We start from the raw sequence: 23,277 nt of genomic DNA, 5'->3' as shown, positions 1-23,277 counted from the left end.
TCGACGGTACGGAGCCGTCAGTTCGACGGTACGGAGCCGTCAGCTCGACGGTACGGAGGGGTCGTCCAGGTCGGAGAGGTCCAGGACGAACCGGTAGCGGACGTCGTTGCGGCTCAGGCGGTCCAGCGCCTCGTTCACCCGGGCCGAGGGCAGCACCTCGACGTCCGCGGTGATGCCCTTCTCGGCGCAGAACTCCAGCATGGCGGCGGTGGCGGGGCGTCCGCCGCTCCCCGCCGAGCTGAGCTTCTTGCGGCCCACCAGCAGGTCCATGGTGTTCACGTCGACCGGGCCGAGGTGCCCGAGGAGGCTGAGCGTGCCGTCCAGTGCGACCAGCCGCAGGTACGGGCCGAGGTCGTGCGGCGCGGAGATGGTGTCGATGACGACGTCGAAGCTGTCCCGGGCCTGTTCCATCTGGGCCTCGTCCGTGGAGACCACGACCCCGTGGGCGCCGAGGCGGCGGGCGTCGTCGGCCTTGTCGGGCGAGCGGCTGATCACCGAGGTGGTCGCGCCCAGGGCGACCGCCAGCTTGACCGCGAGGTGCCCGAGGCCGCCGAGGCCCGCCACCGCCACCCGGCTGCCGGGCCCCACGCCCAGCGCGCGCAGGGGCTCCCAGACGGTGATGCCCGCGCAGAGCAGGGGCGCGGCGCCCGCCGGGTCCAGGCCGGGCGGCAGCGCGTAGGCGAACGCGTCGCGGACCACGTACTCACGGGAGTAACCGCCGAGCGTGGTCGAGCCGTCCTGCCGGTCGGACCCGCTGTAGGTGAGCGTCGGGCCGCTGTGGCAGAAGTTCTCCTGGCCCGCGAGGCACATGGCGCACGTGCCGCAGGAGTCGACGATGTTGCCGACGGCCACCGGGTCGCCGGCCGCGAAGCGGGTGACGGCGGAGCCGGTGGCGGTCACCACGCCGGTGAACTCATGGCCCGGCACGAGAGCGGGGCCACGGTCGTGCCGGGTGTGCTGTGCGTGCCGGGCGTGGAGGGCGTGCAGGTCGGAGTGGCAGACGCCGCAGAAGTCGACCCGGATCGCGAGGTCGTCGGGGCGCAGGTCACGGCGTTCCAGTACGGAGCGCCGCAGCGTCTCCGCGGAGTCGTCGGGGTCGGTCGCCAGCCAGCCGGTGGTCGTACGCATGGGCCATCTCCTTAAACAGACTGTTCGGTCTATCGAGCTTCTCCCAGCGTAGGCATGGTTGGTCCCATCGGCAAACCAACTGTTCTGTTTGATAGCCTCGAAGCATGGCGGACCAGCCCATGACCACGCGCGGAGCCGCGACCTACCAGCGGATACTCGACGTGGCGACCCAGGAATTCGCCGCGTACGGGATCGCGGGCGCGCGGATCGAGCGGATCGTGTCCGCCGCGCACACCAACAAGGCGCAGCTCTACGCGTACTTCGGCAACAAGGAAAAGCTCTTCGACGCGATCTTCTACGCCTCGCTGGACCGCATCATGAACGTCGTCCCGATCGACGCGGACGACCTCGCGGACTGGGCCGTACGCCTCTACGACGAGTACCTCCGCCGCCCCGACCTCATCCGGCTGGCCACCTGGGCGCGCCTGGAGCGCCGGCCCGCAGGCCATCTCGTGGAGGAGGGCCGCCGCCGCGACGACCGGAAGCTGCGGCTCATCGCCGAGGCGCAGGAGGCCGGGCGGGTGCGGCCGGGCGATCCGTTCGACGTGCTGGCCATGGTCATCGCCATGTCGATGGCCTGGTCGCCGGTGAGCAATGTGTACGCGGCGACGGCCGACGAGCCCGCCGATGTGCACGAACAGCGCCGCACCATGCTGCGCGCGTGCGTACGGCGGGCCGTCGCCCCCGAGTGACCGGCCCGGGCCGGGTCCGGATGCCCGGTTGGGGCAGGGATCGGCCCGGGGCGGGGTTGGATGCCCGGTTCGGGTGGGGCTCAGTCCGGGCCGGGGCCGGGGCCGGTGCGGCTCAGTTCAGGCAGAACTCGTTGTCCTCCGGATCTGCCATGACGATCCAGCTCCCGCCCTGCTCGTCGACCGTACGCAGCACCCGCGCGCCCAGCCCCACCAGCCGTTCCGCCTCCGCGTCGCGCTGCCCCGGCGCGGAGTGCACATCGATGTGGAGGCGGTTCTTGACCGTCTTCGGCTCCGGCACCCGCTGGAACAGCAGCCGCCGCCCCTGACCCGTACCGCTGACCTCGTCGTACGGGTCGTCGGGATGCCGGGCCGCCGCGAGGTCGAGCCAGGCGCGGCGGCCGTGGGCGCGGGTCGTGATGGCCTCGGGCACGGCTCCGGCCGCGAGCAGCTGCTCGACGAGCGGGCTGTTGTCCTCGATCAGGTAGCCCAGGGCCTGTGCCCAGAATCCGGCCTGCGCGTGCGGATCGGCGCTGTCGATCACGAGCTTCCAGGACAAGGGCTGCGGCTGGGGCTGTGTCTGCGCCTGAGGCGGTGTCTGCGTCATGGAAACCGTTTATAGTGGTTACATGAGTGAAAAGGCAACGGACACGCCGAAACGGCCGGCACGGTCCGAGCGGCCGGGGCGGCGGGAGCCCGCGGGGCTGCTGCTGAGGCATCCGGACGGCAGTTCCTTCCGGTTCGATCCGGGTGCGCTGTGTCTGGAGCTGCTGCCGACCGGCGGACCCGGCCCGCTGGCGCACTTCGAGGTGCTGCGCGAGCCGGCCGACCTGGTGCGCTGGGCGGAGGAGAGCCGGTTGCCCGACAGGCTCGGCCCGGGGCCCGCGCTCGTGGTGAGCGCGGCGGAGGTGGCGGACGCGCGTGCTCTGCGCGATGCGCTCTGGCGGCTGACGGAGGGGCACGTGCGCGGGACGCCGCCCGGCCCGGACGACCTCGCCACCCTCAACGACGCGGCGGCGCACCCGCCTCTGACGGCCCGGCTGACCGCGGACGGCGGCCGGGCCTGGGCTCCGGGGGGCACCGGGACCGGGCTGCTGTCCACCGTCGCCCGCGATGCGGTCGACCTGTTCACCGGGGCGCACGCCCACCGGATCCGTACCTGCGGCGCGCACGACTGCCGCCTGCTGTTCGTCGACACCTCGCGCCCCGGCAAGCGCCGCTGGTGCTCGATGGAGCGCTGCGGCAACCGTGCCAAGGTCCGGGCCCACCGCGCCCGGCTCACCGCCGCCGACGAGTGAGGCTCCTTACGCCTCGCGCGGGGGAGATGGGGGAGACGCGGGGCAGGCCGGGCAGTCGTGCCGGTCGATCGCGGCGAGCAGGCGCGCGGCAGCCGTGCGTACGGCCGCCGCGCGTACGGCTTGCGCGCCGGGTGCGTCCGGTGCGCCTGGTGCGCCTGGTGCGTCCGGTGCTTCTGGTGCGCCTGGTGCTTCCGGTGTGTTCTGTGCCTCTGGTGTGTTCTGCGCTTCAGGCGTGGCGGCCAGGCGGGCGGCCGTGGCGCGGCCCGCCGCCACCGCGTCGTGCGCCGCGCGCGTCCACGCCGGGTGCTCCGCGTTTCCGGCGGCCAGGATCGTGGCGAGCAGATCCAGGACGCCCGCCCGGTCCCGGACCGTGTCCGTCGCCGCCAGCTCCCAGAGGAACGGCACCGTCGCCGCCGTCGAGTCGAAGACGGGCGGGGTGCCGATCCACCGTTCCAGATCGCTCAGGGCCTCGTCCGAGGTCGGCGCGTCCCCCCAGGCGATCCGCGACAACACGCCGGGAACCTGGGACGCGGAGCCGTACGCGTGCTGCAGCTCGTGCCACCGCACGTTCCTCATGGCCCCCAGGACAGTCCCCATCCGGGCACTCAATCAGCCTTTACCGCACGGCGTCCACCATGCCGGGTGCCCCGTCCGGCGACTGGTTCGGTGACCGGTCCGGTGACCGGCCCGGTGACCGGTCCGTGGGCGTGCCTTCGGACCGGCCCGCGGACGCGCCCGTTCCGTGGAGCCGGCGCAGATACTCCCGTACGGCATCGGCATCGTCCGCCGGTGCGTACACGCCCACATGGTGGTCGGGCCGGACGATCACGACGGTGCCCGCGCCCGTCTCGCCGGAGGTTCCCGTTCCGTACGCGGCGGCCACGTGGCCCGCGTCGTCGACCACCGCGCCCGGTTCCGCTCCGGCCCGGTCCTCGTGCGCCGCGTACACCCGGCAGGTCCGCACCCCGGCCTCGCCGTACGCGGCCGCCGCCTCGCGCAGGACCGCCGCGCTGCCGGGGCCGAAGCCGAGGACGGTGGTGCCGGGCCCCGCGAGAACGCGGTGCAGCCGGGTGCGGGCCCCGGTCGCGGCGTCGGTGCAGGGGGCGTCGGGAGCGCGGTCCCCGGCGTGCGGGGCGCCGTCCTGCGGTGCGTCGTCCTGCGGTGCGTTGTCCTGTGGGGCGTCGTCCTGCGGGGCGACGGACGAGCCGTCGTCGGCCAGGGAGCTCCAGCGGTAGCCGACGCCCAGGCCGGTGGTGTCCGAGGTGATCGCCGCGTCCAGGCCGCCGCCGGGCCGGCGGATCGCCTCCAGCGTGGCCCGCAGCCGCTCCGATGTGAGGTCCAGGGTCCGGGCGGCCACCGGAAGCCGCTCCTCCTCGTAGCTGTCCAGCAGCGTCGTGTCCGCGTGACCGGCGAGCACCAGGCCCAGCTTCCAGCCCAGGTTGAACGCGTCCTGGATGCCGGTGTTCATCCCGAGGCCGCCCGCGATGGCGTGCACATGCGCCGCGTCGCCCGCGAGGAAGACCCGCCCCGCCCGGAACCGGTCCGCCATCCGCACATTGACCCGGTACGTCGACAGCAGCTCGGCCCGCGTCAGATCCTCGCCGGGCAGCGCGGTGTGATGGGCGAGCAGCCGCCGGAACCCGTCGGCGGTGGGCGCGAGCGGCCGCCCCCGCCCGTCGCGCTCCGGCCCGGCCTGGAACCACCAGCCCGTTCGCGTACCGGGGATCGGGCAGAGCATCACCGCGCCGTCCTCGTCGAACCACTGGTGCCAGCGGGTACGGTCCAGGGCGCCCTTGGCCAGGTCGACATCGCCGCAGACCATCACCTGGTCCTCGTCGGTGGTCCCCGCGAACCCGATCCCGAGCAGCTTCCGTACGGAGCTGTGGGCGCCGTCGCAGCCGACGACGTACCGTGCGCGTTCCGTCCGGCCCTCCGCGAACGTCACGTCCACCCGCCGCCCGTGGGCCTTCTCCGCCAGCCCCACGACCTCGCGGCCCAGCTCGACGCGGACGCCGTGAGCGGCCAGCCGGTCGCGGAGGATCTCCTCCAGCCGCCACTGGGCGATCAGCCACCCCCGGTCGTAGTGAGCGTCCGCCGAGGGCGCGGAGTCCGCCCACGGATCGGCCTCCGCGACCGGCAGGCGGTCCCGGTACTTGAGCATCGGCAGCGGCGCCGAACCGGCGGCGAGCACTTCTTCGGCCACCCCGAGATCGTCCAGGATCTCCAACGACCGCGGGTTCGGACCCTTGGCGCGCGAGGTGCGCGGCGGCGCGGGGGAGCGGTCCACGATCCGTACGGCGACGCCGCGCCGGGCCAGATCGCAGGCCAGCACCAGCCCGGTGGGTCCTGCTCCCACGATGAGTACGTCGGTCATGCCCATGCCTCTCCTTCGGTCGCGCTTCCGGTCGTTCACGACCAGGAAAACGTAACCGAGTAAGAAAAGCAACTAGGTAATCTTTTATTGTGCGGGGTCCGGGGCCGTGGTCGCCGGTGTCGCGATCGTCGGCGTCGCGTTCGTCGGCGTCGCGGTCGCCGGCGTCGCGTTCGCCGGGGCGGCGGCCGCCGTCGCCAGCAGCTCCGCCGCCAGTGCCCGGTTGCGGCGAGCGGTCCGCAGCGCGTCCCAGGTCAGCAGCGACAGCGCCAGCCAGACCAGGGCGAATCCGGCCCACCGCTCGGGCGGCATCGACTCGTGGAAGTAGAGGACGCCAAGGCCGAACTGGAAGACCGGGGCCAGATACTGGAGCAGCCCCAGCGTGGACAGCGGCACCCGGATCGCCGCCGCGCCGAAGCAGATCAGCGGCACCGCCGTGACGATGCCCGTCGCCGCGAGCAGGAACCCGTGCCCCGCACCCCCGTACGTGAACGTCGACCCGCCGGTCGCGGCCAGCCAGAGCAGGAAGCCGAGCGCGGGCACGAACAGCACGGCGGTCTCGGCGGCCAGGGACTCCAGGCCGCCCATGTTCACCTTCTTCTTCACCAGGCCGTACGTGGCGAAGGAGAAGGCCAGCGTCAGCGAGATCCACGGCGGCCGGCCGTAGCCGATCGCCAGCACGAGCACGGCGGCCAGACCGGTGGCGACCGCGACCCATTGGACCGGCCGCAGCCGCTCGCCCAGCAGCAGGACGCCCATGGCGATGGTGACCAGCGGATTGATGAAGTAGCCGAGCGAGGCCTCGACGACCTGGCCGTTGTTCACGGCCCAGATGTAGAGGCCCCAGTTGACGGTGATGGTCGCCGCCGCGACCGATATGAGGCCCAGCTTGCGCGGATCGCGGGCCAGTTCGGCGATCCAAGCCCAGCGGCGTACGACCAGCAGGGCGATGGCGACGACGCCGAGCGACCAGACCATCCGGTGGGCGAGGATCTCGATCGCCCCGGACGGCTTCAGCAGCGGCCAGAAGAGGGGGACGATGCCCCACATCCCGTAGGCGCCGATTCCGTACAGCAGGCCTGCCCGCTGTTCGTTCTTCCCCTTCACGTGTGCCCTCCCGGCCCGCCCCGCGCCGGCAGGACCGCCGACGGCACGACGGTAGCGCCGGAAGAGCTTCGTGTCATAGCCGTCTCACGGAAACACTCATGACAGTGCTGGGTGCGGCGGGGCCTGGGCAGGACCTGGCGGGTGCGGGCAGGTCACCGGAGGGGCGCGGCGGCGGTGCGGGCGGAGGTGCGACCGGGGCGCGTCGGGGCTCAGGCGGCGGACAGGGCGGCGCGTACGGTCTCGGCGAGCGGCGTCGTCGGGCGGCCGATGAGCCGGGCGAGGTCGCCGCTCGTCCCCGCGAGCCGGCCGCGCCCGATCGCCTCGTCCACGTCGACGAGGATCGCCGCGAACCCCTCGGGCAGCCCCGCGCCGACCAGGACCTCCTGGTGCGCGGCGGCCGGGACGTTCTTGTACGCGATTTCCTCGCCGGTCAGCTCGGACAGCAGCGCGGCGTACTCGGCGAGTGACCACGCGGTGTCGCCGCTCAGCTCGTAGGCGGTGTTCAGGTGGCCGTCGCCGGTCAGTACGGCAGCCGCGGCGGCGGCGTAGTCGGCGCGGGCCGCGGAGGCGATGCGCCCCTCGCCCGCGTTGGCGACGACCGCGTGGTGCGCCAGGACCGGGGCCAGGTTGGCGGTGTAGTTCTCGGTGTACCAGCCGTTGCGCAGGAAGGTGTACGGCAGCCCGGAGTCGAGGATCAGCTGCTCGGTGGCCCGGTGCTCGTCGGCGAGCGTGAAGTCCGCGTCCGGTCCGCCGAGGATGCCGGTGTACGCGAGCTGAGCGACTCCTGCCGCCTTCGCCGCGTCGATGACCGCGGCGTGCTGCGCCACCCGCCGGCCCACCTCGCTGCCGGAGATCAGCAGCACCCGGTCGCCGGACCGGAAGGCTCCGGTCAGGGTCTCGGGGTGGCTGTAGTCCGCGATGCGCAGCTCCACGCCCCGGGCGGCGAGCGCGGCGGCCTTCTCCTTGTCGCGCACGACCGCGACGACCTCGCCGGCCGGAACGGTGTCCAGCAGGGCGTCGACGACGAGGCGGCCGAGCGCGCCGGTGGCTCCGGTGACAACGATGCTCATGGGGGTTCTCCGATGCAGAGGTGGGGCGGGCGGTTCCGCCCTTCGGTCGTTGCAACCCTACGCACAGCGCTAACTGTAAGAAAGTACCCACTTTGAAGTAAGGTACGGGTATGGGAGTAAGCGCAGACGCAGCCACATCACCTCGTCCGGACGTCAACCAGCGCATGTGCCCGTCCCGGCTGATCCTGGAGCACGTGACGAGCCGCTGGGGTGTCCTCGTACTGGCGGCGCTGCTGGAGCGTTCGCACCGCTTCAGCGAACTCCGCCGCGCGGTGGGCGGAGTCAGCGAGAAGATGCTGGCCCAGACCCTCCAGACGCTGGAGCGCGACGGCTTCGTCCACCGGGACGCGAAGCCGGTGATCCCGCCGCGGGTGGACTACACGCTCACCCCGATCGGTGTCGAGGCGGCCGAGCAGGTGTGGGCGCTCGCCCGCTGGACCGAACGCCAGGTGGACGCGGTGCAGGCGGCACGCGAGGCATACGACGAGGCCCGGGCCTGATCCCGTAGGGAGATCGGACCCGGGCCCCGAAAGCACTTCTGCTTCCGTTCCGTTCCGCTGGTGTTCCGCTCTGTTCCGTTTCGCTGTGCCTCAGCCGATGACGGTCCAGGTGTCGTTGCCCGCGAGGAGCGAGGCGAGGTCGCCCTTGCCCTCGCGCTCGACGGCGGCGTCCAACTGGTCCGACATCAGCGTGTCGTAGACGGGCCGCTCCACGCTGCGCAGCACCCCGATCGGGGTGTGGTGCAGGGTGTCCGCGTCGGCCAGCCGCGACAACGCGAACGCCGTCGTGGGCGACTCGGCATGGGCGTCGTGGACGAGGACCTGCGAGCGGTTCTCCTCCGTGACGGCCACCACCTGGAGATCACCGGTGGCCGGATCGCGGACGACGCCCTTGGGCTCCTGGGAGCCGAAGAGGATCGGCTGCCCGTGTTCCAGGCGGATGACGGCCTCGGCGGCCTGCTCCTTGTCCTTGAGGACCTCGAAAGCGCCGTCGTTGAAGATGTTGCAGTTCTGGTAGATCTCCACCAGCGCCGTGCCCGAGTGCTCGGCGGCCGCGCGCAGCACGCTCGTGAGGTGCTTGCGGTCGGAGTCGACCGTGCGGGCCACGAACGTGGCCTCTGCGCCGATGGCGAGCGACACCGGGTTGAAGGGCGCGTCGAGCGAGCCCATCGGCGTCGACTTGGTGATCTTGCCCAGCTCGGAGGTGGGGCTGTACTGCCCTTTCGTCAGCCCGTAGATCCGGTTGTTGAACAGCAGGATCTTGAGGTTGACGTTGCGGCGCAGGGCGTGGATGAGGTGGTTGCCGCCGATGGAGAGCGCGTCGCCGTCACCGGTGACCACCCACACCGACAGATCGCGGCGGGAGGTGGCGAGCCCGGTCGCGATGGACGGGGCACGGCCGTGGATGGAGTGCATCCCGTAGGTGTTCATGTAGTACGGGAAGCGGGAGGAGCAGCCGATGCCGGAGACGAAGGTGATGTTCTCCTTCGCGAGACCCAGCTCCGGCATGAAGCCCTGGACGGCGGCGAGGACCGCGTAGTCACCGCAGCCGGGGCACCAGCGCACCTCCTGGTCCGACTTGAAGTCCTTCATGGACTGCTTCGCCTCGGCCTTGGGCACCAGCTGCAGCAGTTCGTTGTGCCGCAGTTCGTCGGTGTCAGGCATCGATGGCCTCCTTGAGAGCCGTGGCGAGCTGCTCTGCCTTGAACGGCATTCCATTGACCTGGTTGTAGCTGTGGGCGTCCACCAGATACTTGGCCCGCAGCAGCATCGCCAGCTGGCCGAGGTTCATCTCCGGCACGACGACCTTGTCGTAGCGCTTCAGCACCTCGCCGAGATTCTTCGGGAAGGGGTTGAGATGGCGCAGGTGGGCCTGGGCGATCGGCGCCCCCGCGGCCCGCAGCCGGCGTACGGCCGCGGTGATCGGCCCGTATGTCGACCCCCAGCCGAGCACCAGCGTGGCCGCCCCGGCCGGGTCGTCGACCTGGAGGTCGGGGACCTCGATGCCGTCGATCTTCGCCTGGCGCGTGCGGACCATGAAGTCGTGGTTGGCCGGGTCGTAGGAGATGTTGCCGGTGCCGTCCTGTTTCTCGATCCCGCCGATGCGGTGTTCGAGGCCGGCCGTCCCGGGGACCGCCCAGGGGCGGGCCAGGGTCTGGGGGTCGCGCTTGTAGGGCCAGAAGACCTCGGTGCCGTCGGCCAGGGTGTGGTTCGGGCCGGTGGCGAAGGAGGTCTTCAGATCGGGCAGGGTCGCCGTCTCCGGGATGCGCCAGGGCTCGGAACCGTTGGCGAGATATCCGTCGGAGAGCAGGAAGACCGGAGTCCGGTACGTCAGGGCGATCCGGGCCGCGTCGATCGCGGCGTCGAAGCAGTCGGCCGGGGTCTGCGGGGCCACGATCGGGACCGGGGCCTCGCCGTTGCGCCCGAACATCGCCTGGAGCAGATCGGCCTGCTCGGTCTTGGTCGGCAGCCCGGTGGACGGTCCGCCGCGCTGGATGTCGATGATCAGCAGCGGCAGCTCCAGGGAGACCGCGAGCCCGATCGTCTCCGACTTCAGCGCCACCCCGGGGCCTGACGTCGTCGTGACGCCCAGCGCCCCGCCGAACGCCGCACCGAGCGCCGCACCGATTCCGGCGATCTCGTCCTCGGCCTGGAAGGTCCGGACACCGAAGTTCTTGTGCCGGGACAGCTCGTGCAGGATGTCCGAGGCCGGGGTGATCGGATACGACCCCAGGTAGAGCGGCAGGTCCGCCAGCTGCCCGGCGGCGATCAGGCCGTAGGACAGGGCGAGGTTCCCCGAGATGTTGCGGTAGGTGCCGGTGGGGAAGGCCTGCGACGCCGGGGCGACCTCGTAGGAGACCGCGAAGTCCTCGGTCGTCTCGCCGAAATTCCACCCGGCCCGGAAGGCGGCCACATTCGCCTCGGCGATCTGCGGCTTCTTCGCGAACTTCTGCCGCAGGAACGTCTCCGTCCCCTCGGTCGGCCGGTGGTACATCCACGACAGCAGCCCGAGCGCGAACATGTTCTTGGAGCGCTCGGCCTCCTTGCGGGGGAGTCCGAACTCCTTCAGCGCCTCCAGCGTCAGCGTCGTCAGCGGCACCGGGTGGACGTTGTAGGCCTCCAGCGAACCGTCCTCCAGCGGACTGGTCGCATACCCCACCTTCGCCATCGGCCGCTTGGTGAACTCGTCGGTGTTCACAATGATTTCCGCGCCGCGCGGTACGTCGTCGATGTTCGCCTTCAGCGCGGCGGGGTTCATCGCGACCAGGACGTTGGGGGCGTCGCCGGGGGTGAGGATGTCATGATCGGCAAAGTGGAGCTGGAAGGAAGAAACCCCTGGCAGAGTGCCTGCGGGGGCGCGGATCTCGGCCGGGAAGTTCGGCAGGGTGGAGAGATCGTTGCCGAAGGAGGCGGTCTCCGAGGTGAACCGGTCACCGGTGAGCTGCATACCGTCACCCGAGTCGCCCGCGAAGCGGATGATCACCCGATCCAGGCGGCGGATCTCCTTGCCGTCGCCGCCCGTGGTTCCCGTCGTACCTGACAGGGGGGCTCGCTGACCCCCGAGGACGGCGTCATTGGCCTCATCGGCCATCTCTGCCGCGCTACTGACCTGGCTCGTCACTGAACTGGACCTCCCTTGGGGCGGCGGTTCGGAACCGTCCGGCCAGCCGGCGATCCCAGAGGCCACCCTACGTCCGCGTAGGTGGCCCTCCAGGGATCGATCATATGGTGGACGCTGTTTTGAGACACCCTTTCAGTGCAGTTTGTCACCATTCGTAGGCCCCCGATCGTGGGATGGAAGCGGCTGTGCTCTGCGTCTTTGGTCCTAGGCCCCGCGGACGTTTCTCCATCGCTCCCGGTCACTCCTCGGCCCCCTGGCCCTCCCCGGTCCTCCCCGACCCCTCTGGTCCTCCCTTGATCAGGGGTGCCCGTCCGGTGCTCGCCGGACACCCCCGGGCCTTCGTCATGCCCCCGGAGCGCTCCCGGGGTGCTTCCGAAGCGCTCGGGGCGCTCAGGCGCTTCGGGCGCTTCGGGCGAGTGGCCGCCGGCAGGGCCGGCCGTCACCCTGCCAGTATCTGACAGGGTGTCAGATCGCTAGGAATTCAGATAGGTCAGCACGGCGAGGACGCGCCGGTGGTCCCCGTCGCTGGGCGAGAGGCCCAGCTTCTGGAAGATGTTGCTGACGTGCTTCTCGACCGCCCCGTCGCTCACCACGAGCTGCCGGGCGACGGCGGAGTTCGTCCGGCCCTCGGCCATCAGACCGAGGACCTCCCGCTCGCGCGGCGTCAGCCCGGCCAGCACGTCCTGCTTGCGGCTGCGGCCCAGCAACTGCGCCACCACTTCCGGGTCCAGCGCCGTCCCGCCCTGCGCCACCCGGACGACGGCGTCCACGAACTCGCGGACCTCGGCCACCCGGTCCTTCAGCAGATAGCCCACCCCGCGGCTGCTGCCCGCCAGCAGCTCGGTGGCGTACTGCTCCTCCACGTACTGGGAGAGGACCAGCACCCCGATGTCCGGATAGTCCTTCCGCAGCCGCACCGCCGCGCGTACACCCTCGTCGGTGTGCGTCGGCGGCATCCGCACATCGGCGACCACCACATCGGGAAGGGCCTGCTGCCCGTCGAGCTCCGCCACCGTCTTCAGCAGCGCCTCCGCGTCCCCGACACCCGCGACCACCTCGTGCCCGAGATCGGTGAGCAGACGGGTGAGCCCTTCCCGGAGCAGGACCGAATCCTCGGCGATGACCACGCGCACCCTGTTCTCCACGTTCTCCACGACTGCGAGTCCCCCACTGTTCCGAATATGCCGCGTTCCCCACGACCTCGCACGCACCACGCCCGACCACCGCGCACCGCGCCCCGACCGCTCAAGCATCCCAGGACCCGGACACGGATGGGGGGCCTGTGGATAACCCACACGCCCCGTCGCCCGGACCGAGGGTCCGGGCGACGGGGCGCACGTACGCGGGTGAGGCGGAGAGGCGGAGAGGCGGAGGCGGGCGGCGCGTTCGGGGTCTCAGCCCCGCCAGGGCAGCTCGGCGGTGACCGTCGTCGGGCCGCCGGCCGGGGAGTCGACCACAAGGACCCCGTCCACCGCGTCCAGCCGCTCCGTCAACCCGGCCAGGCCGCCGCCCGCGGCCGGCGAGGCCCCGCCCCGGCCGTTGTCCGTGACCTGGAGCATCAGCCGGTCGGCCGCCCGCCACACGTCGACCGTGGCCCGGGTCGCCCGGGCATGCTTGCTGATGTTCTGGAGCAGCTCCGAGACGGTGAAGTACGCGATCCCCTCGATCGCCTGCGCGGGCCGCGAGTCCAGGTCCACCTCGACCGTCACGGGCACCGTGCAGCGGGAGGCTATGGCGGAGAGCGCGGCGTCCAGACCCCGGTCGGTGAGGACGGCGGGGTGGATGCCGCGGGCCAGGTCGCGCAGCTCCTGGAGGGCCACCTTCACTTCGCCGTGGGCCTCGTCGACCATGCGGGCCGCGGCCTCCGGGTCGTCGGTGAGCTTCTCCTTCGCCAGGCCCAGATCCATGGCGAGGGCGACCAGGCGGGCCTGGGCGCCGTCGTGCAGGTCGCGTTCGATGCGGCGCAGGTCGGCGGCGGCGGTGTCCACGACCACGCCCCGGTCCGACTCCAGCTCCGAGACCCGGGTGGCCAGCCGCGACGGGCCCAGCAGACCGGTGACCATCAGCCGGTCCACCGACAGCAGCCCCCGCACCACCCACGGCGCCGCCAGCACCAGCACGAGGCCCACCGCACCGGTCACCGCCAGCTCGCCGGGCGAGTCCAGATACTCCTGGTGGGTGCTGTCCCCGTACAGCTGGAGGCCGCCCTGCCCGCCGAACACCGGGAAGAGCCAGAACCACAGCGGGTACGTCAGCGCCGCCAGGCCGTACGTCCAGAACGAGATCGCGACGACGAACGTGAACGTCGCCCACGGGAAGTGCAGCAGCGCGTAGAGCAGGTGCCGCCAGGACACCCCGCTCTTGAGGATCGCGCCCATCCAGGACATCGGGCCGCCGGTCTTCCCCCGCACCCGCTCCGGGTCCGCCACCTCCACGCGCAGCAGCCCGCGCGCCCGGTGCCGCTCCAGCGCACCGAAGCCCCGGCAGACGGCGAGACCGACCGCGAGGACCGGTATCCCGATGAAGGTGACCAGCAGGCCCGCGCTCATCGACGTCATGGTGACCGCGAAGACGAACATCGCCGTGCTGAGCGGGAAGCTCAGCAGCGCGTAGAGAAGCTCGCGCCAGGCACGGGCCTCCAGCGGAGCCCGCAGCGGAGCCGGGAGGAAGTGCTTCGCCGGGGTCTTCGCCCCGAAGCCGGGGCCGGAACCCTGATGCTCCCGGTCCCGCGTGTCCGGTCCGTATGCCGTGGCCATGAGTTCCGTCCGTTCCGTCTCTGTTCTCAGTCTCTCAGTGGGCTGTGCGGTGAGGCGTGGGCTTGTGTGGTGAGGCGTGGGCTGTGCGGTGGGGCGTGGGCTGTGCAGTGGGCGTACGGTGCGGCGCTGTGGCGCCGGAGGCGGCCCGTCACCACGGACCGTTCTCCCTCAAGGGTGCTGGCCGACCGCCTTCCGCACCATGAGGTCCCTCTCCGTATCCGCCCGGGGGTTTTCCCCACCCCCGGGGCGCGCCGGGCATCGGGAACGCGCTGGCCGGACGGCCCGGTCAGGCGGCCCGGTCGCGCCAGGGCAGCTCGGCGGTGACGGTCGTCGGTCCGCCCTCCGGCGAGTCCAGGACGAGCACCCCGTCGACCGCGTCGAGCCGCTCGGCGAGCCCCGCCAGCCCCGTACCGCCGCCGTCCGTCCGGGCTCCGCCCCGGCCGTCGTCCGTGACCTGGAGCATCAGCCGGTCCTCCGACCGCCACACGTCGACGGAGGCCGACCGCGCGCCGCTGTGCTTGCTGATGTTCTGGAGCAGCTCCGAGACGGTGAAGTACGCGATGCCCTCGATCGCCTCCGCCGGACGCCCCCGAAGCCCCACCGACACCGCGACCGGGACCGTGCAGCGGGAGGCGATGGCGGAGAGGGCGGCGTCCAGGCCCCGGTCGGTGAGGACGGCGGGGTGGATGCCGCGGGCCAGGTCGCGCAGTTCCTGGAGGGCCACCTTGATCTCGCCGTGGGCCTCGTCGACCATGCGGGCCGCGGCCTCGGGGTCGTCGGTGAGCTTCTCCTTGGCGAGGCCGAGCCCCATGGCGAGGGCGACCAGGCGGGCCTGGGCGCCGTCGTGCAGGTCGCGTTCGATGCGGCGCAGGTCGGCGGCGGCGGTGTCCACGACCACGCCCCGGTCCGACTCCAGCTCGGCGATGCGCCGCTCCAGCTCGTCCGAGGGCGACAGCAGCCCGCGCACCATCGCCCGGTCCACCGTCGTCAGCCCCCGCGTGATGAACGGCAGCACCGGCCACAGGACGAACAGACTCACCAGCGTCACCGCGAACGTCAGCACCCCCCACGGCAGTCGGATGAACCCGTACAGCAACGCCCGCCAGCCCACCGGGTCCTTCAGCCCCGCCCACAGCCGGGTGAAGAACCCCTGGTCCCGGTGGCCGCGCACCAACGGACTCGGCTCCTCGACCCGTACGCCGAGCATCCCGCGCGCCCGCCACCGCTCCATCCGGCCCAGCAGCCGGGCGCCCTGGAGTCCGCCGACCAGCAGCGGCAGACCGATCACCGTGACGGAGAGCCCGACGCCGAGGGCGATCACGAGGACCGTGTAGACGAACCCGACGACGGCCAAAGGCAGATCGGCGAGCAGATGCGCGACCTCCCGCCAGGTCCACCGGTCGATGGCGAAGCGGGCCGGCGGCAGCCGGTCGGGGTCCGGCACGGAAGGGCTCATGGTCATACCCCACAGCCTGCCGGGCCGTACCCCCGCACACCATGGGGCTCATGGGTGGGGTGAAGTAGGGATAACCCCACCTGATGCCCGACGCGGCTGCTTACGCTCCGTTTAGCAGGCCCTAGACTCCCGTGCGTAACTCCCGTGCGTACGGAACAGGCACGGTGGGACCGATGCGGACGACGAGGGAGCGAGGGACGGACGTGACCGACGTTACGGACGTGACCGGCGTGGCGGACGCGGCGGAAACGACCGGCGTGTCCGGCGTGTCCGGAGGCTCTGGTGTGTCCGCGGGCTCGGGCGTTCCGGTGGACGGACCCACCGCACTCGCCTCGGAGTACTTCCAGAGCTATTCCGTCATCGGCCTGCTGGCCCTGGTCGGCGTCCTGTTCGTCGCCGTGGCCTTCGGGGCCGGGCGGCTGCTGCGCCCCGTCGTCCCCACCCCGGAGAAGCTCCTCACCTACGAATGCGGCGTCGACCCGGTCGGCGAGGGCTGGGCACACACCCAGGTCCGCTACTACGTCTACGCGTTCCTGTATGTGATCTTCGCGGTCGACTCCATCTTCCTGTTCCCGTGGGCCACGGTGTTCGCGGCGCCCGGATACGGCGCGACGACGCTGGTCGAAATGTTCATCTTCCTCGGCTTCCTGGCCGTGGGACTGCTCTACGCATGGAAGAAGGGCGTCCTCGCATGGGCCTGACGAGCCGGCCGACCCCCGAGTCGCAGCAGCCCGCGCCCCCGCCCCCGTCACCGTCCCCATCTCCGTCCTCATCCCCGTCCGATCCGGTCCTGCTCCCCGAGCCCAAGCGCCTCGGTGTGCTCTCCCGGCTCGCCCCGGAGCCGATGAAGGTCGTCCTCAACTGGGGCCGCCGCTACAGCCTCTGGGTCTTCAACTTCGGACTCGCCTGCTGCGCCATCGAGTTCATCGCCGCGTCCATGGCACGCCACGACTTCATCCGGCTCGGCGTGATCCCGTTCGCCCCCGGCCCCCGTCAGGCCGACCTCATGATCGTTTCCGGCACGGTGACGGACAAGATGGCCCCGGCCGTGAAACGGCTGTACGAGCAGATGCCCGAACCGAAGTACGTCATCTCCTTCGGCGCCTGCTCCAACTGCGGCGGCCCCTACTGGGACTCGTACTCCGTGACCAAGGGCGTCGACCAGATCATCCCCGTCGATGTGTACGTACCCGGCTGCCCGCCCCGGCCCGAGGCGCTGCTGCAGGGCATCCTCAAGCTCCAGGAGAAGATCGCGCGCGAATCCCTCGCCGAGAGGTACGCCTCCGGGGCTACGGGCGGCGGCCCGTCCACCGAGGCCCTGCGCAGCGGCCTGGTCGCTGCACCGGCACCGGCTTCGCGACCGGACGGGGAGGGGCGGCGATGAGCGACCGCGACCAGCACGCGGAATCCGCGACCGCGGCCGAGGCGTTCGACCGGCTGCCGGACGCGGTCACCGACCTGTTCGGCGACGAGGCCACGGCGGAGTCGGCGTACGACCTGCTGACCGTCGACGTCCCGGCCGCCGCCTGGCTCACCGCCCTGCGGACCGCCCGCGACGAACTCGGGTGCAGCTACTTCGACTGGCTCAGCGCCGTGGACGAACCGGGCGTCGGCTTCCGCGTCTGCGCCCATGTCGCGGCCCTGGGCACGGGTACGGTACGGCGGCTGCTGGTCCGGACGACCGTGCCGCACGACGCGGCGGTCCTGCCCAGCGCCATCGACGTGTACGCGGGTGCGGCGTGGCACGAGCGCGAGACGCACGAGATGTTCGGCGTCGCGTTCGACGGCCACCCCCATCTCGTACCGCTGCTCCTGCCGGAAGGCTTCGAGGGCCATCCGCTGCGCAAGGACTTCGTCCTGGCCGCGCGGGTCGCCAAGGCCTGGCCCGGGGCGAAGGAACCGGGGGAGCCGGCGGAGGGCCACACCGGCCCCAAGCGCCGCGCGATGCTCCCGCCCGGCGTCCCCGACCCGAACGAATGGGGCCCCCTGAAGGGCCAACTCCCCCCACCCGCCGCCCGCCCGGCCCGAGCCGCCCGCACCACAACCGACCGCCCGCCCCGCCGCACGCGCACGGCGAGCGAGGGCTCAGCGGCACAACGCACGGCGACGACCGGCACGGAGACCCCCACGCCGACCGGAACGGAGGCTCCCGAGGCGACGACGGGCACGGAGGCTCCCGAGGCGACGACGGGCACGGAGGCTCCCGAGGCGACGACCGGCACGGCTGACTCCGCGACGCCGGAGGCGCCCTCGGCGAGCCCGCAGCCGTCGGCCACCACGCCCCCGCAGGCACCCTCGCAGGCGCCCCCGACGACCCGGCCGCGCCGTTCCCGTTCGGCGTCGGAGGGTTCAGCCGGCCAGCAGCCGCCGGCGGACACTCCTGCTGCGTCCCCGGCAGCTCCGGCGCGCCGCTCTCGATCGGCCTCGGACGGTTCGGCCAGTCAGCGTCCGGAGCCGGACGCGTCGACACCGGCTCCGGCCCGCCCGGCGCGCCGTTCCCGTTCCGCGTCGGAGGGCTCGGCGAGCCAGCGCCCGGCGTCGGACGCACCCGGGGGCGGCCAGGCGCCGCCGCCCCGGGTGCGCAGCACGGACGCACCATGGCACGACGCCCAACCGGCCTTCGACGAACCCGAAGCCACGAAGCCGACCGACACCCCGCAGCCGCCTGCTCCGGAGCCCGCGGAGCGAGCCGAGCCCGCAGGGCCCTCCGAGCCTGCGGGGCCCTCTGAGCGCTCGACAGGCCCCGAGGGCCCGGAGGCAGAGTCTCCGGACGCGCCTTCCCAGCCCCTCCGGCGTTTGAGGAGCAGGGGCACGGGGGCGGAGCCCCCGGTTCGGGAAGGGGCGGGTAGGGGAGAAGCCCCGCGCAGCGGCCCCACCCTCAGCGAAGCCCCCGACCCCGAAGACGAACCCGCACCCCCGGACGACCCCGCCCCCACCCCCGACAAGCCCACCCCCGCCCCAGAGCGTCCCGCCCCAGATCACCCCGCCGGAGGCGATCCCGAGTGAACGACGTACTCGACGTCGCCCTCCGCCTGGCCATCGTCTTCGTCGTGTTCCTGGTCGCCCCTCTCCTCGTGGGCCAGACGGAACACAAGGTGATGGCCCACATGCAGGGCCGCCTGGGCCCAATGTACGCAGGCGGCTTCCACGGCTGGGCCCAGCTCGTCGCGGACGGCGTGAAGTTCGCGCAGAAGGAGGACGTGGTCCCGGCCGCCGCTGACCGCCGCGTCTTCCAGCTCGCCCCCGCCGTCGCCCTCCTCCCGTACCTCCTCGTCCTCGTCGTCATCCCCGTCGGCCCCGGCGACGGCGCGGCCGGCCAGGCCGTCGACGCGGGCATCTTCTTCGTGCTCGCCGTCATGGGCATCGGCGTCCTCGGCTCGCTCATGGCGGGCTGGGCCTCCGCCAACAAGTTCTCGCTCCTCGGCGGCCTCCGTACCGCCGCGCAGCTCCTCTCCTACGAGCTGCCGATGCTCCTCGCCGCCGCCTCAGTGGCCATGGCGGCCGGAACGGTCTCGCTCACCGGCATCCTCGACGCCTTCGAGTGGTGGTGGCTGCCCTGGCAGATCGTCGGCGCCCTGGTCTTCTTCGTGGCCGGTCTCGCCGAACTCCAGCGCCCGCCGTTCGACATGCCGGTGGCCGACTCCGAGATCATCTTCGGCGCGTACACCGAGTACACCGGTCTGCGCTTCGCCCTGTTCCTCCTCGCCGAGTACGCGGGCATCGTCATCCTCTGCGCCCTGACCACCGTCCTCTTCCTCGGCGGCTGGCACGGCCCGTTCGGCGCCGACGGACTCGGCTGGCTCTGGACCCTCCTCAAGACCGCCCTCCTCGCGTTCGTCATCATCTGGCTGCGCGTCAGCTACCCGCGCCTGCGTGAGGACCAGTTGCAGAAGCTCGCCTGGACCACCCTCGTCCCGCTCGCCCTCGCGCAGATCGCGCTCACCGGCATCGTGAAGGTGGCGATCAACTGATGCCCCCGATCCCCGGATCAGGCCTGGCCAAAGGCCTGGCCGTCACTCTGCGCACGATGACGAAGAAGACTGTCACCGCGCAGTACCCGGACACCCAGCCCGAACTCCCGCCCCGCTCCCGCGGCGTCATCGGGCTGTTCGAGGAGAACTGCACGGTCTGCATGCTCTGCGCCCGCGAGTGCCCCGACTGGTGCATCTACATCGACTCCCACAAGGAGACGTCGCCGCCCACCGCCCCCGGCGGCCGCGAGCGCAGCCGGAACGTCCTCGACCGTTTCGCCATCGACTTCTCCCTCTGCATGTACTGCGGCATCTGCATCGAGGTCTGCCCCTTCGACGCGCTGTTCTGGTCGCCGGAGTTCGAGTACGCGGAGACGGACATCCACGAACTCACCCACGAGCGCGACAAGCTCCGCGAGTGGATGTGGACCGTGCCGGAGCCGCCCGCCCTCGACCCCGCTGCCGAGGAGCCGAAGGAGATCGCCGCCGCCCGCAAGGCCGCGGACAAGCTCGCCGCCCAACGCGCGCAGGAACAGCAGGACCAGCAGCTCAAGCAGGAACAGCCGGACCAGCAGGACCAGCAGCTCAAGCAGGAACAGCCGGACCAGCAGGACCAGCAGCTCAAGCAGGAACAGCCGGACCAGCAGGACGAGCCGGACGAGAAGGGAGGAACCCCGTGATGCTGCACGCCGCACCCCCGCTGATCACCGCCACCACCGCCGCCGCCACGGGCGACCACCCCGGTTTCCTCTCCCCGTCCGGCGTGGAGATCGCGTTCCTCCTCGTCGGCCTCGCCACCCTCGGCGCCGCCGTCATCACCGTCACGACCAGGCAACTGGTCCACGCCGCGCTCTGGCTCGTCGTCGCGCTCGGCGGACTCGCCGTCGAGTACCTCCTGCTCACCGCGGAGTTCATCGCCTGGGTCCAGGTACTGATCTACGTCGGTTCCATCGTCGTCCTCCTCCTCTTCGGCCTGATGCTCACCCGGGCCCCCATCGGCCGCTCCCCGGACGCCGATTCGGGCAACCGGTGGGTCGCGCTCGGGGTGGCAGCCGCCGCGGCGGCTGCCCTCGTCTGGGTCGTGGTCGACGCCTTCCGCACCACCTGGATCGACCTCGACGGCCCGGCCCAGGGCTCCACCGAAGTCACCGGCGCCTTCCTGTTCCGGAACTGGGTCCTGCCCTTCGAAGCGCTCTCCGTCCTGCTGCTCGCCGCCCTCGTCGGCGCGATCGTCCTGTCCCGCAAACGCGACACGGACACCACGGTCCGCCCCGGCCCGTCCAGCCCGTCCAGCCCGTCCAGCTCGTCCGGCCCGTCGAGCCCGTCCGGCAAGGAGGAGCAGAGCTGATGCACCTCGCCTATCCCGCCGTGCTCGCCGCCCTCCTCTTCTGCATCGGCCTCTACGGCGTCCTCGCCCGCCGTAACGCGATCCTGGTCCTGATGTCCGTCGAGCTGATGCTCAACGCCGTCAACCTCAACCTCGTCGCCTTCGACGTCTGGCTCCGCGACACCCTCCACTCCGGCCAGGCCCTCACGCTCTTCACCATCGCCATCGCCGCCGCCGAGATCGGCATCGGCCTCGCGATCGTCCTGGCCGTCTACCGCAACCGGGGCAGCTCCGACATCGACCGGCTCCGCGACACCGCAGAGACCGACGAAGCCGAGACGCTCCCCGACGAAGGCGACAGGGACGGCAGGGACGACGCGGACGCCAGCGACGACGGGAACGACAGGAACTCAGGGAGCCCAGGAACGCCGGGGAAGACCAAGAAGGCAGAGGCCACCACGTGACCACCACGACCCTCGCCGCCCTCGTCCCGCTCCTCCCGTTCCTCGGCGCCCTCGCCGGGCTCGCCACCGGCCGTACCGCCCCCGGCTTCGTCCGACCGCTGGCGATCCTCCCGACCCTCACCGCGGCCGTTCTCGCCGTGCTCGTGGCCGTCCGTCAGGGCGGCGGCCGGGCCATCGACGCCGCGACCCAGCTCACGCCCACCGGCTCGGTCCCGATCGACCTGGCGCTGCACCTCGACGGCTTCGCCGTGCTGGTCGCCGTCCTCGTCACCGTCGTCGCCACCTGCGTACAGCTCTACTCCATGGCCTACCTCCGTGACGACGCCCGCTACCCCTCCTACGCCGCCCTCGTCTCCCTCTTCACCTCCGCGATGCTGCTGGTCGTCTACTCCGGCGACCTGATGGTGCTCCTGGTCGGCTGGGAGATCATGGGCATCTGCTCGTACTTCCTCGTCGGCCACTACTGGGAGACGCCCGAGGCCCGGGCCGCCTCCCTCAAGGCCTTCCTGGTCACCAAGCTCGGCGACGTCCCCTTCCTGATCGGACTGTTCGCGCTCGCCGCCGACACCGGCAGCTTCCGGATCACCAAGATCCTCGCCGCCGTCGGCAACGGCGGACTCGACCACCCCACCCTCATCGCCCTGCTGCTCCTCGCGGGCGTCGCCGGCAAGTCGGCGCAGTTCCCCCTGCACACCTGGCTGCCCGACGCGATGGCCGGCCCCACCCCCGTCTCCGCGCTCATCCACGCCGCGACGATGGTCGCCGCCGGCATCTACTTCGTGGCCCGCCTGCTGCCCGTCTTCGCGGCCTCCGGCGCGGCGCTCGTCGTCCTCGCCGTGATGGCCGCCGTCACGATGATCGGATCCGGGCTCGCCGCCCTCGCCCAGGACGACATCAAACGCGTCCTCGCCTACTCGACGATCGGTCAGCTCGGCTACATGTCGGGCGCCCTCGCCGTCGGCGACCGGGGCGCGGCCGTCTTCCACCTGATCTCGCACGGTGCGTTCAAAGCCGTCCTCTTCCTCGCCGCGGGCGTCGTCATCCACGCCGCCGGCACCAACTCACTGGCCGCCATGTCCCGGATGGGCGGTCTCGCCCGCCGCATTCCGGACGCCTACTGGACGATGACCGTCGCCCTCCTCGCGCTGGCCGCCATCCCGCCGTTCGCCGGCTTCTTCTCCAAGGAAGCCGTCCTCGTCGCCGCCGAACACACCGCCCTCGGCGACCGGACCGTCGCCCCGGCCGCCGCCGGCTGGACGATCCTGATCGCCGGGCTCCTCGCCGCCGTCCTGACCGCCGCCTACGCCGTACGCCTCTGGCTCCTCGCCTTCCGGGGCCGCGGGGCCGAAGTCCCCGACCACGGCAGGCAGCCCCTCGCCATGACCTCCGTCCTGTGGATCCTGGCCGTCCCCACCATCGGCTTCGGCCTCACCGCCGGAGTGATCGGCGACTGGTTCGACGGGCACGCCCTCACGCCGTCCCTCACCACCGCCGTCCTGTCCACCGGTGTCGGCCTCGTCGGCGGGCTCGTCACCTACGGCGCCTGGCGGCACACCACCGCTCTCGCCGCCCGCACCCCCATCGGCGCAGTCGCCGCCCACCCCGACGCCGAACCCGCCCTCGTCGAAGCCGAGGCCATGACGTCCCACACCGCCGCCTACGGCACCATCGCGGACGCCCCCGACCCGGCCGACCCCGGCAGGCTCCTCCTCGGCCCCCTGCACCGCCACGCGGTCACCGGCTTCCACCTCGACGCCCTGTACACGGCGCTGTTCGTCCGGCCCGTCCAGGGAGCGGCCCGCCTCGTCCGCTTCCTGGACCGCGAGGTCGTCGACACCTACGTCAACGGATCGGGCGCCGTCACACGCCTCCTCGGCACCGCCGTCCGCCGGGCCCAGACCGGCAACGTGCAGACCTACGTCAGCGCACTGCTCGCCGGGGCACTCGTCCTGGCGGTCGCCGCCGTCGTCTTCGCCAACGTCAACGCGGGGTCGTGACCGTGATCGATATCAGTCCGTC

The 23,277-nt window shown here is 71.9% G+C and carries 22 protein-coding genes; 11 read left to right on the top strand and 11 right to left on the bottom strand.

From position 1 onward, the window contains the following. Window positions 1–39 precede the first annotated feature (39 nt). A complete protein-coding gene (locus G3I54_RS17635) occupies window positions 40–1,128 on the bottom strand; it encodes an NAD(P)-dependent alcohol dehydrogenase (RefSeq protein ID WP_164615789.1) in 1,089 nt (362 codons plus the stop codon). Window positions 1,129–1,232: 104 nt separating this feature from the next. Between G3I54_RS17635 and G3I54_RS17630 the strand changes: the two genes are divergently transcribed. Then, window positions 1,233–1,820 carry a TetR family transcriptional regulator gene (locus G3I54_RS17630; RefSeq protein ID WP_164615787.1) on the top strand — a complete coding sequence of 196 codons (588 nt, stop codon included), beginning with the start codon at window positions 1,233–1,235 and terminating at the stop codon, window positions 1,818–1,820. Window positions 1,821–1,932: 112 nt separating this feature from the next. Here the strand turns inward: G3I54_RS17630 and G3I54_RS17625 are convergent, their stop codons facing one another. After that, window positions 1,933–2,424, bottom strand: a complete 492-nt coding sequence (locus G3I54_RS17625) for a VOC family protein (protein ID WP_164615785.1) — start codon at window positions 2,422–2,424, stop codon at window positions 1,933–1,935. Window positions 2,425–2,524: 100 nt separating this feature from the next. Here G3I54_RS17625 and G3I54_RS17620 point away from each other — a divergent pair, with 100 nt between their 5' ends. Continuing rightward, window positions 2,525–3,115, top strand: a complete 591-nt coding sequence (locus tag G3I54_RS17620; RefSeq protein ID WP_239144414.1) for an ABATE domain-containing protein — start codon at window positions 2,525–2,527, stop codon at window positions 3,113–3,115. A 6-nt stretch (window positions 3,116–3,121) separates the two neighbouring features. On the opposite strand, the gene G3I54_RS17615 is transcribed toward G3I54_RS17620, so the two are convergent. The 4 genes from G3I54_RS17615 to G3I54_RS17600 form a co-directional block, all read right to left on the bottom strand. Next, entirely contained in the window at window positions 3,122–3,712 is a 591-nt protein-coding gene (locus tag G3I54_RS17615) for a hypothetical protein (protein WP_164615781.1), read from the bottom strand. A 19-nt stretch (window positions 3,713–3,731) separates the two neighbouring features. Further along, entirely contained in the window at window positions 3,732–5,495 is a 1,764-nt protein-coding gene (locus G3I54_RS17610) for an FAD-dependent monooxygenase (protein WP_203686525.1), read from the bottom strand. A gap of 78 nt (window positions 5,496–5,573) precedes the next feature. Continuing rightward, window positions 5,574–6,593 carry an EamA family transporter RarD gene (rarD, locus tag G3I54_RS17605; RefSeq protein WP_164615777.1) on the bottom strand — a complete coding sequence of 340 codons (1,020 nt, stop codon included), beginning with the start codon at window positions 6,591–6,593 and terminating at the stop codon, window positions 5,574–5,576. 209 nt (window positions 6,594–6,802) lie between these two features. Beyond that, window positions 6,803–7,663: an SDR family oxidoreductase gene (locus tag G3I54_RS17600; protein ID WP_164615775.1), complete on the bottom strand. Its 861-nt coding sequence runs from the start codon at window positions 7,661–7,663 to the stop codon at window positions 6,803–6,805. Between the two features lie 110 nt (window positions 7,664–7,773). Between G3I54_RS17600 and G3I54_RS17595 the strand changes: the two genes are divergently transcribed. Then, on the top strand, window positions 7,774–8,163 hold the full coding sequence (locus G3I54_RS17595) for a helix-turn-helix domain-containing protein (protein WP_164615773.1): 390 nt from the start codon (window positions 7,774–7,776) through the stop codon (window positions 8,161–8,163). Between the two features lie 90 nt (window positions 8,164–8,253). Here the strand turns inward: G3I54_RS17595 and G3I54_RS17590 are convergent, their stop codons facing one another. The 5 genes from G3I54_RS17590 to G3I54_RS17570 form a co-directional block, all read right to left on the bottom strand. Further along, complete coding sequence (locus G3I54_RS17590; RefSeq protein WP_164615771.1) at window positions 8,254–9,327, bottom strand: 2-oxoacid:ferredoxin oxidoreductase subunit beta; 1,074 nt, start codon at window positions 9,325–9,327, stop codon at window positions 8,254–8,256. After that, the gene (locus tag G3I54_RS17585) at window positions 9,320–11,284 is read right to left on the bottom strand and encodes a 2-oxoacid:acceptor oxidoreductase subunit alpha (RefSeq protein ID WP_164615769.1); all 1,965 of its coding nucleotides are present in this window, start codon (window positions 11,282–11,284) and stop codon (window positions 9,320–9,322) included. The genes G3I54_RS17590 and G3I54_RS17585 overlap by 8 nt, the downstream gene beginning before the upstream one ends. A 473-nt stretch (window positions 11,285–11,757) precedes the next feature. Continuing rightward, a complete protein-coding gene (locus G3I54_RS17580; protein ID WP_164615828.1) occupies window positions 11,758–12,417 on the bottom strand; it encodes a response regulator transcription factor in 660 nt (219 codons plus the stop codon). Between the two features lie 261 nt (window positions 12,418–12,678). Beyond that, window positions 12,679–14,040, bottom strand: coding sequence for a sensor histidine kinase (locus G3I54_RS17575; protein ID WP_164615767.1), 1,362 nt, complete (start codon window positions 14,038–14,040; stop codon window positions 12,679–12,681). Window positions 14,041–14,326: 286 nt separating this feature from the next. Then, window positions 14,327–15,502 (bottom strand): sensor domain-containing protein, encoded by a 1,176-nt coding sequence (locus G3I54_RS17570; RefSeq protein ID WP_164615765.1) that lies wholly within the window; start codon window positions 15,500–15,502, stop codon window positions 14,327–14,329. Between the two features lie 197 nt (window positions 15,503–15,699). Between G3I54_RS17570 and G3I54_RS17565 the strand changes: the two genes are divergently transcribed. Genes G3I54_RS17565 through G3I54_RS17530 form a run of 8 tightly spaced genes read left to right on the top strand, consistent with a single transcriptional unit; the run spans window position 15,700 to window position 23,255 of the window. Then, window positions 15,700–16,197, top strand: coding sequence for an NADH-quinone oxidoreductase subunit A (locus tag G3I54_RS17565; protein ID WP_343240354.1), 498 nt, complete (start codon window positions 15,700–15,702; stop codon window positions 16,195–16,197). After that, window positions 16,188–16,880, top strand: coding sequence for an NADH-quinone oxidoreductase subunit B (locus G3I54_RS17560; RefSeq protein WP_164615763.1), 693 nt, complete (start codon window positions 16,188–16,190; stop codon window positions 16,878–16,880). The genes G3I54_RS17565 and G3I54_RS17560 overlap by 10 nt, the downstream gene beginning before the upstream one ends. Next, window positions 16,877–18,502, top strand: a complete 1,626-nt coding sequence (locus tag G3I54_RS17555) for an NADH-quinone oxidoreductase subunit C (RefSeq protein ID WP_164615761.1) — start codon at window positions 16,877–16,879, stop codon at window positions 18,500–18,502. The genes G3I54_RS17560 and G3I54_RS17555 overlap by 4 nt, the downstream gene beginning before the upstream one ends. Next, a complete protein-coding gene (locus G3I54_RS17550; RefSeq protein ID WP_164615759.1) occupies window positions 18,499–19,467 on the top strand; it encodes a complex I subunit 1 family protein in 969 nt (322 codons plus the stop codon). The genes G3I54_RS17555 and G3I54_RS17550 overlap by 4 nt, the downstream gene beginning before the upstream one ends. After that, complete coding sequence (locus G3I54_RS17545; protein WP_164615757.1) at window positions 19,467–20,147, top strand: NADH-quinone oxidoreductase subunit I; 681 nt, start codon at window positions 19,467–19,469, stop codon at window positions 20,145–20,147. Before G3I54_RS17550 ends, G3I54_RS17545 begins: the two co-directional genes overlap by 1 nt. Then, window positions 20,147–20,815: an NADH-quinone oxidoreductase subunit J gene (locus tag G3I54_RS17540; RefSeq protein WP_164615755.1), complete on the top strand. Its 669-nt coding sequence runs from the start codon at window positions 20,147–20,149 to the stop codon at window positions 20,813–20,815. Before G3I54_RS17545 ends, G3I54_RS17540 begins: the two co-directional genes overlap by 1 nt. Beyond that, complete coding sequence (gene nuoK, locus G3I54_RS17535; protein ID WP_164615753.1) at window positions 20,815–21,258, top strand: NADH-quinone oxidoreductase subunit NuoK; 444 nt, start codon at window positions 20,815–20,817, stop codon at window positions 21,256–21,258. The genes G3I54_RS17540 and nuoK overlap by 1 nt, the downstream gene beginning before the upstream one ends. Beyond that, window positions 21,255–23,255, top strand: coding sequence for an NADH-quinone oxidoreductase subunit L (locus G3I54_RS17530; protein WP_164615751.1), 2,001 nt, complete (start codon window positions 21,255–21,257; stop codon window positions 23,253–23,255). Before nuoK ends, G3I54_RS17530 begins: the two co-directional genes overlap by 4 nt. Window positions 23,256–23,277: the final 22 nt, after the last annotated feature.

It is taken from the genome of Streptomyces sp. SID14515, assembly GCF_010548505.1.
In the GTDB taxonomy this organism is placed as follows: Bacteria; Actinomycetota; Actinomycetes; order Streptomycetales; family Streptomycetaceae; genus Streptomyces; species Streptomyces caviscabies.
This window is presented reverse-complemented; position numbering and strand designations above follow the sequence as displayed.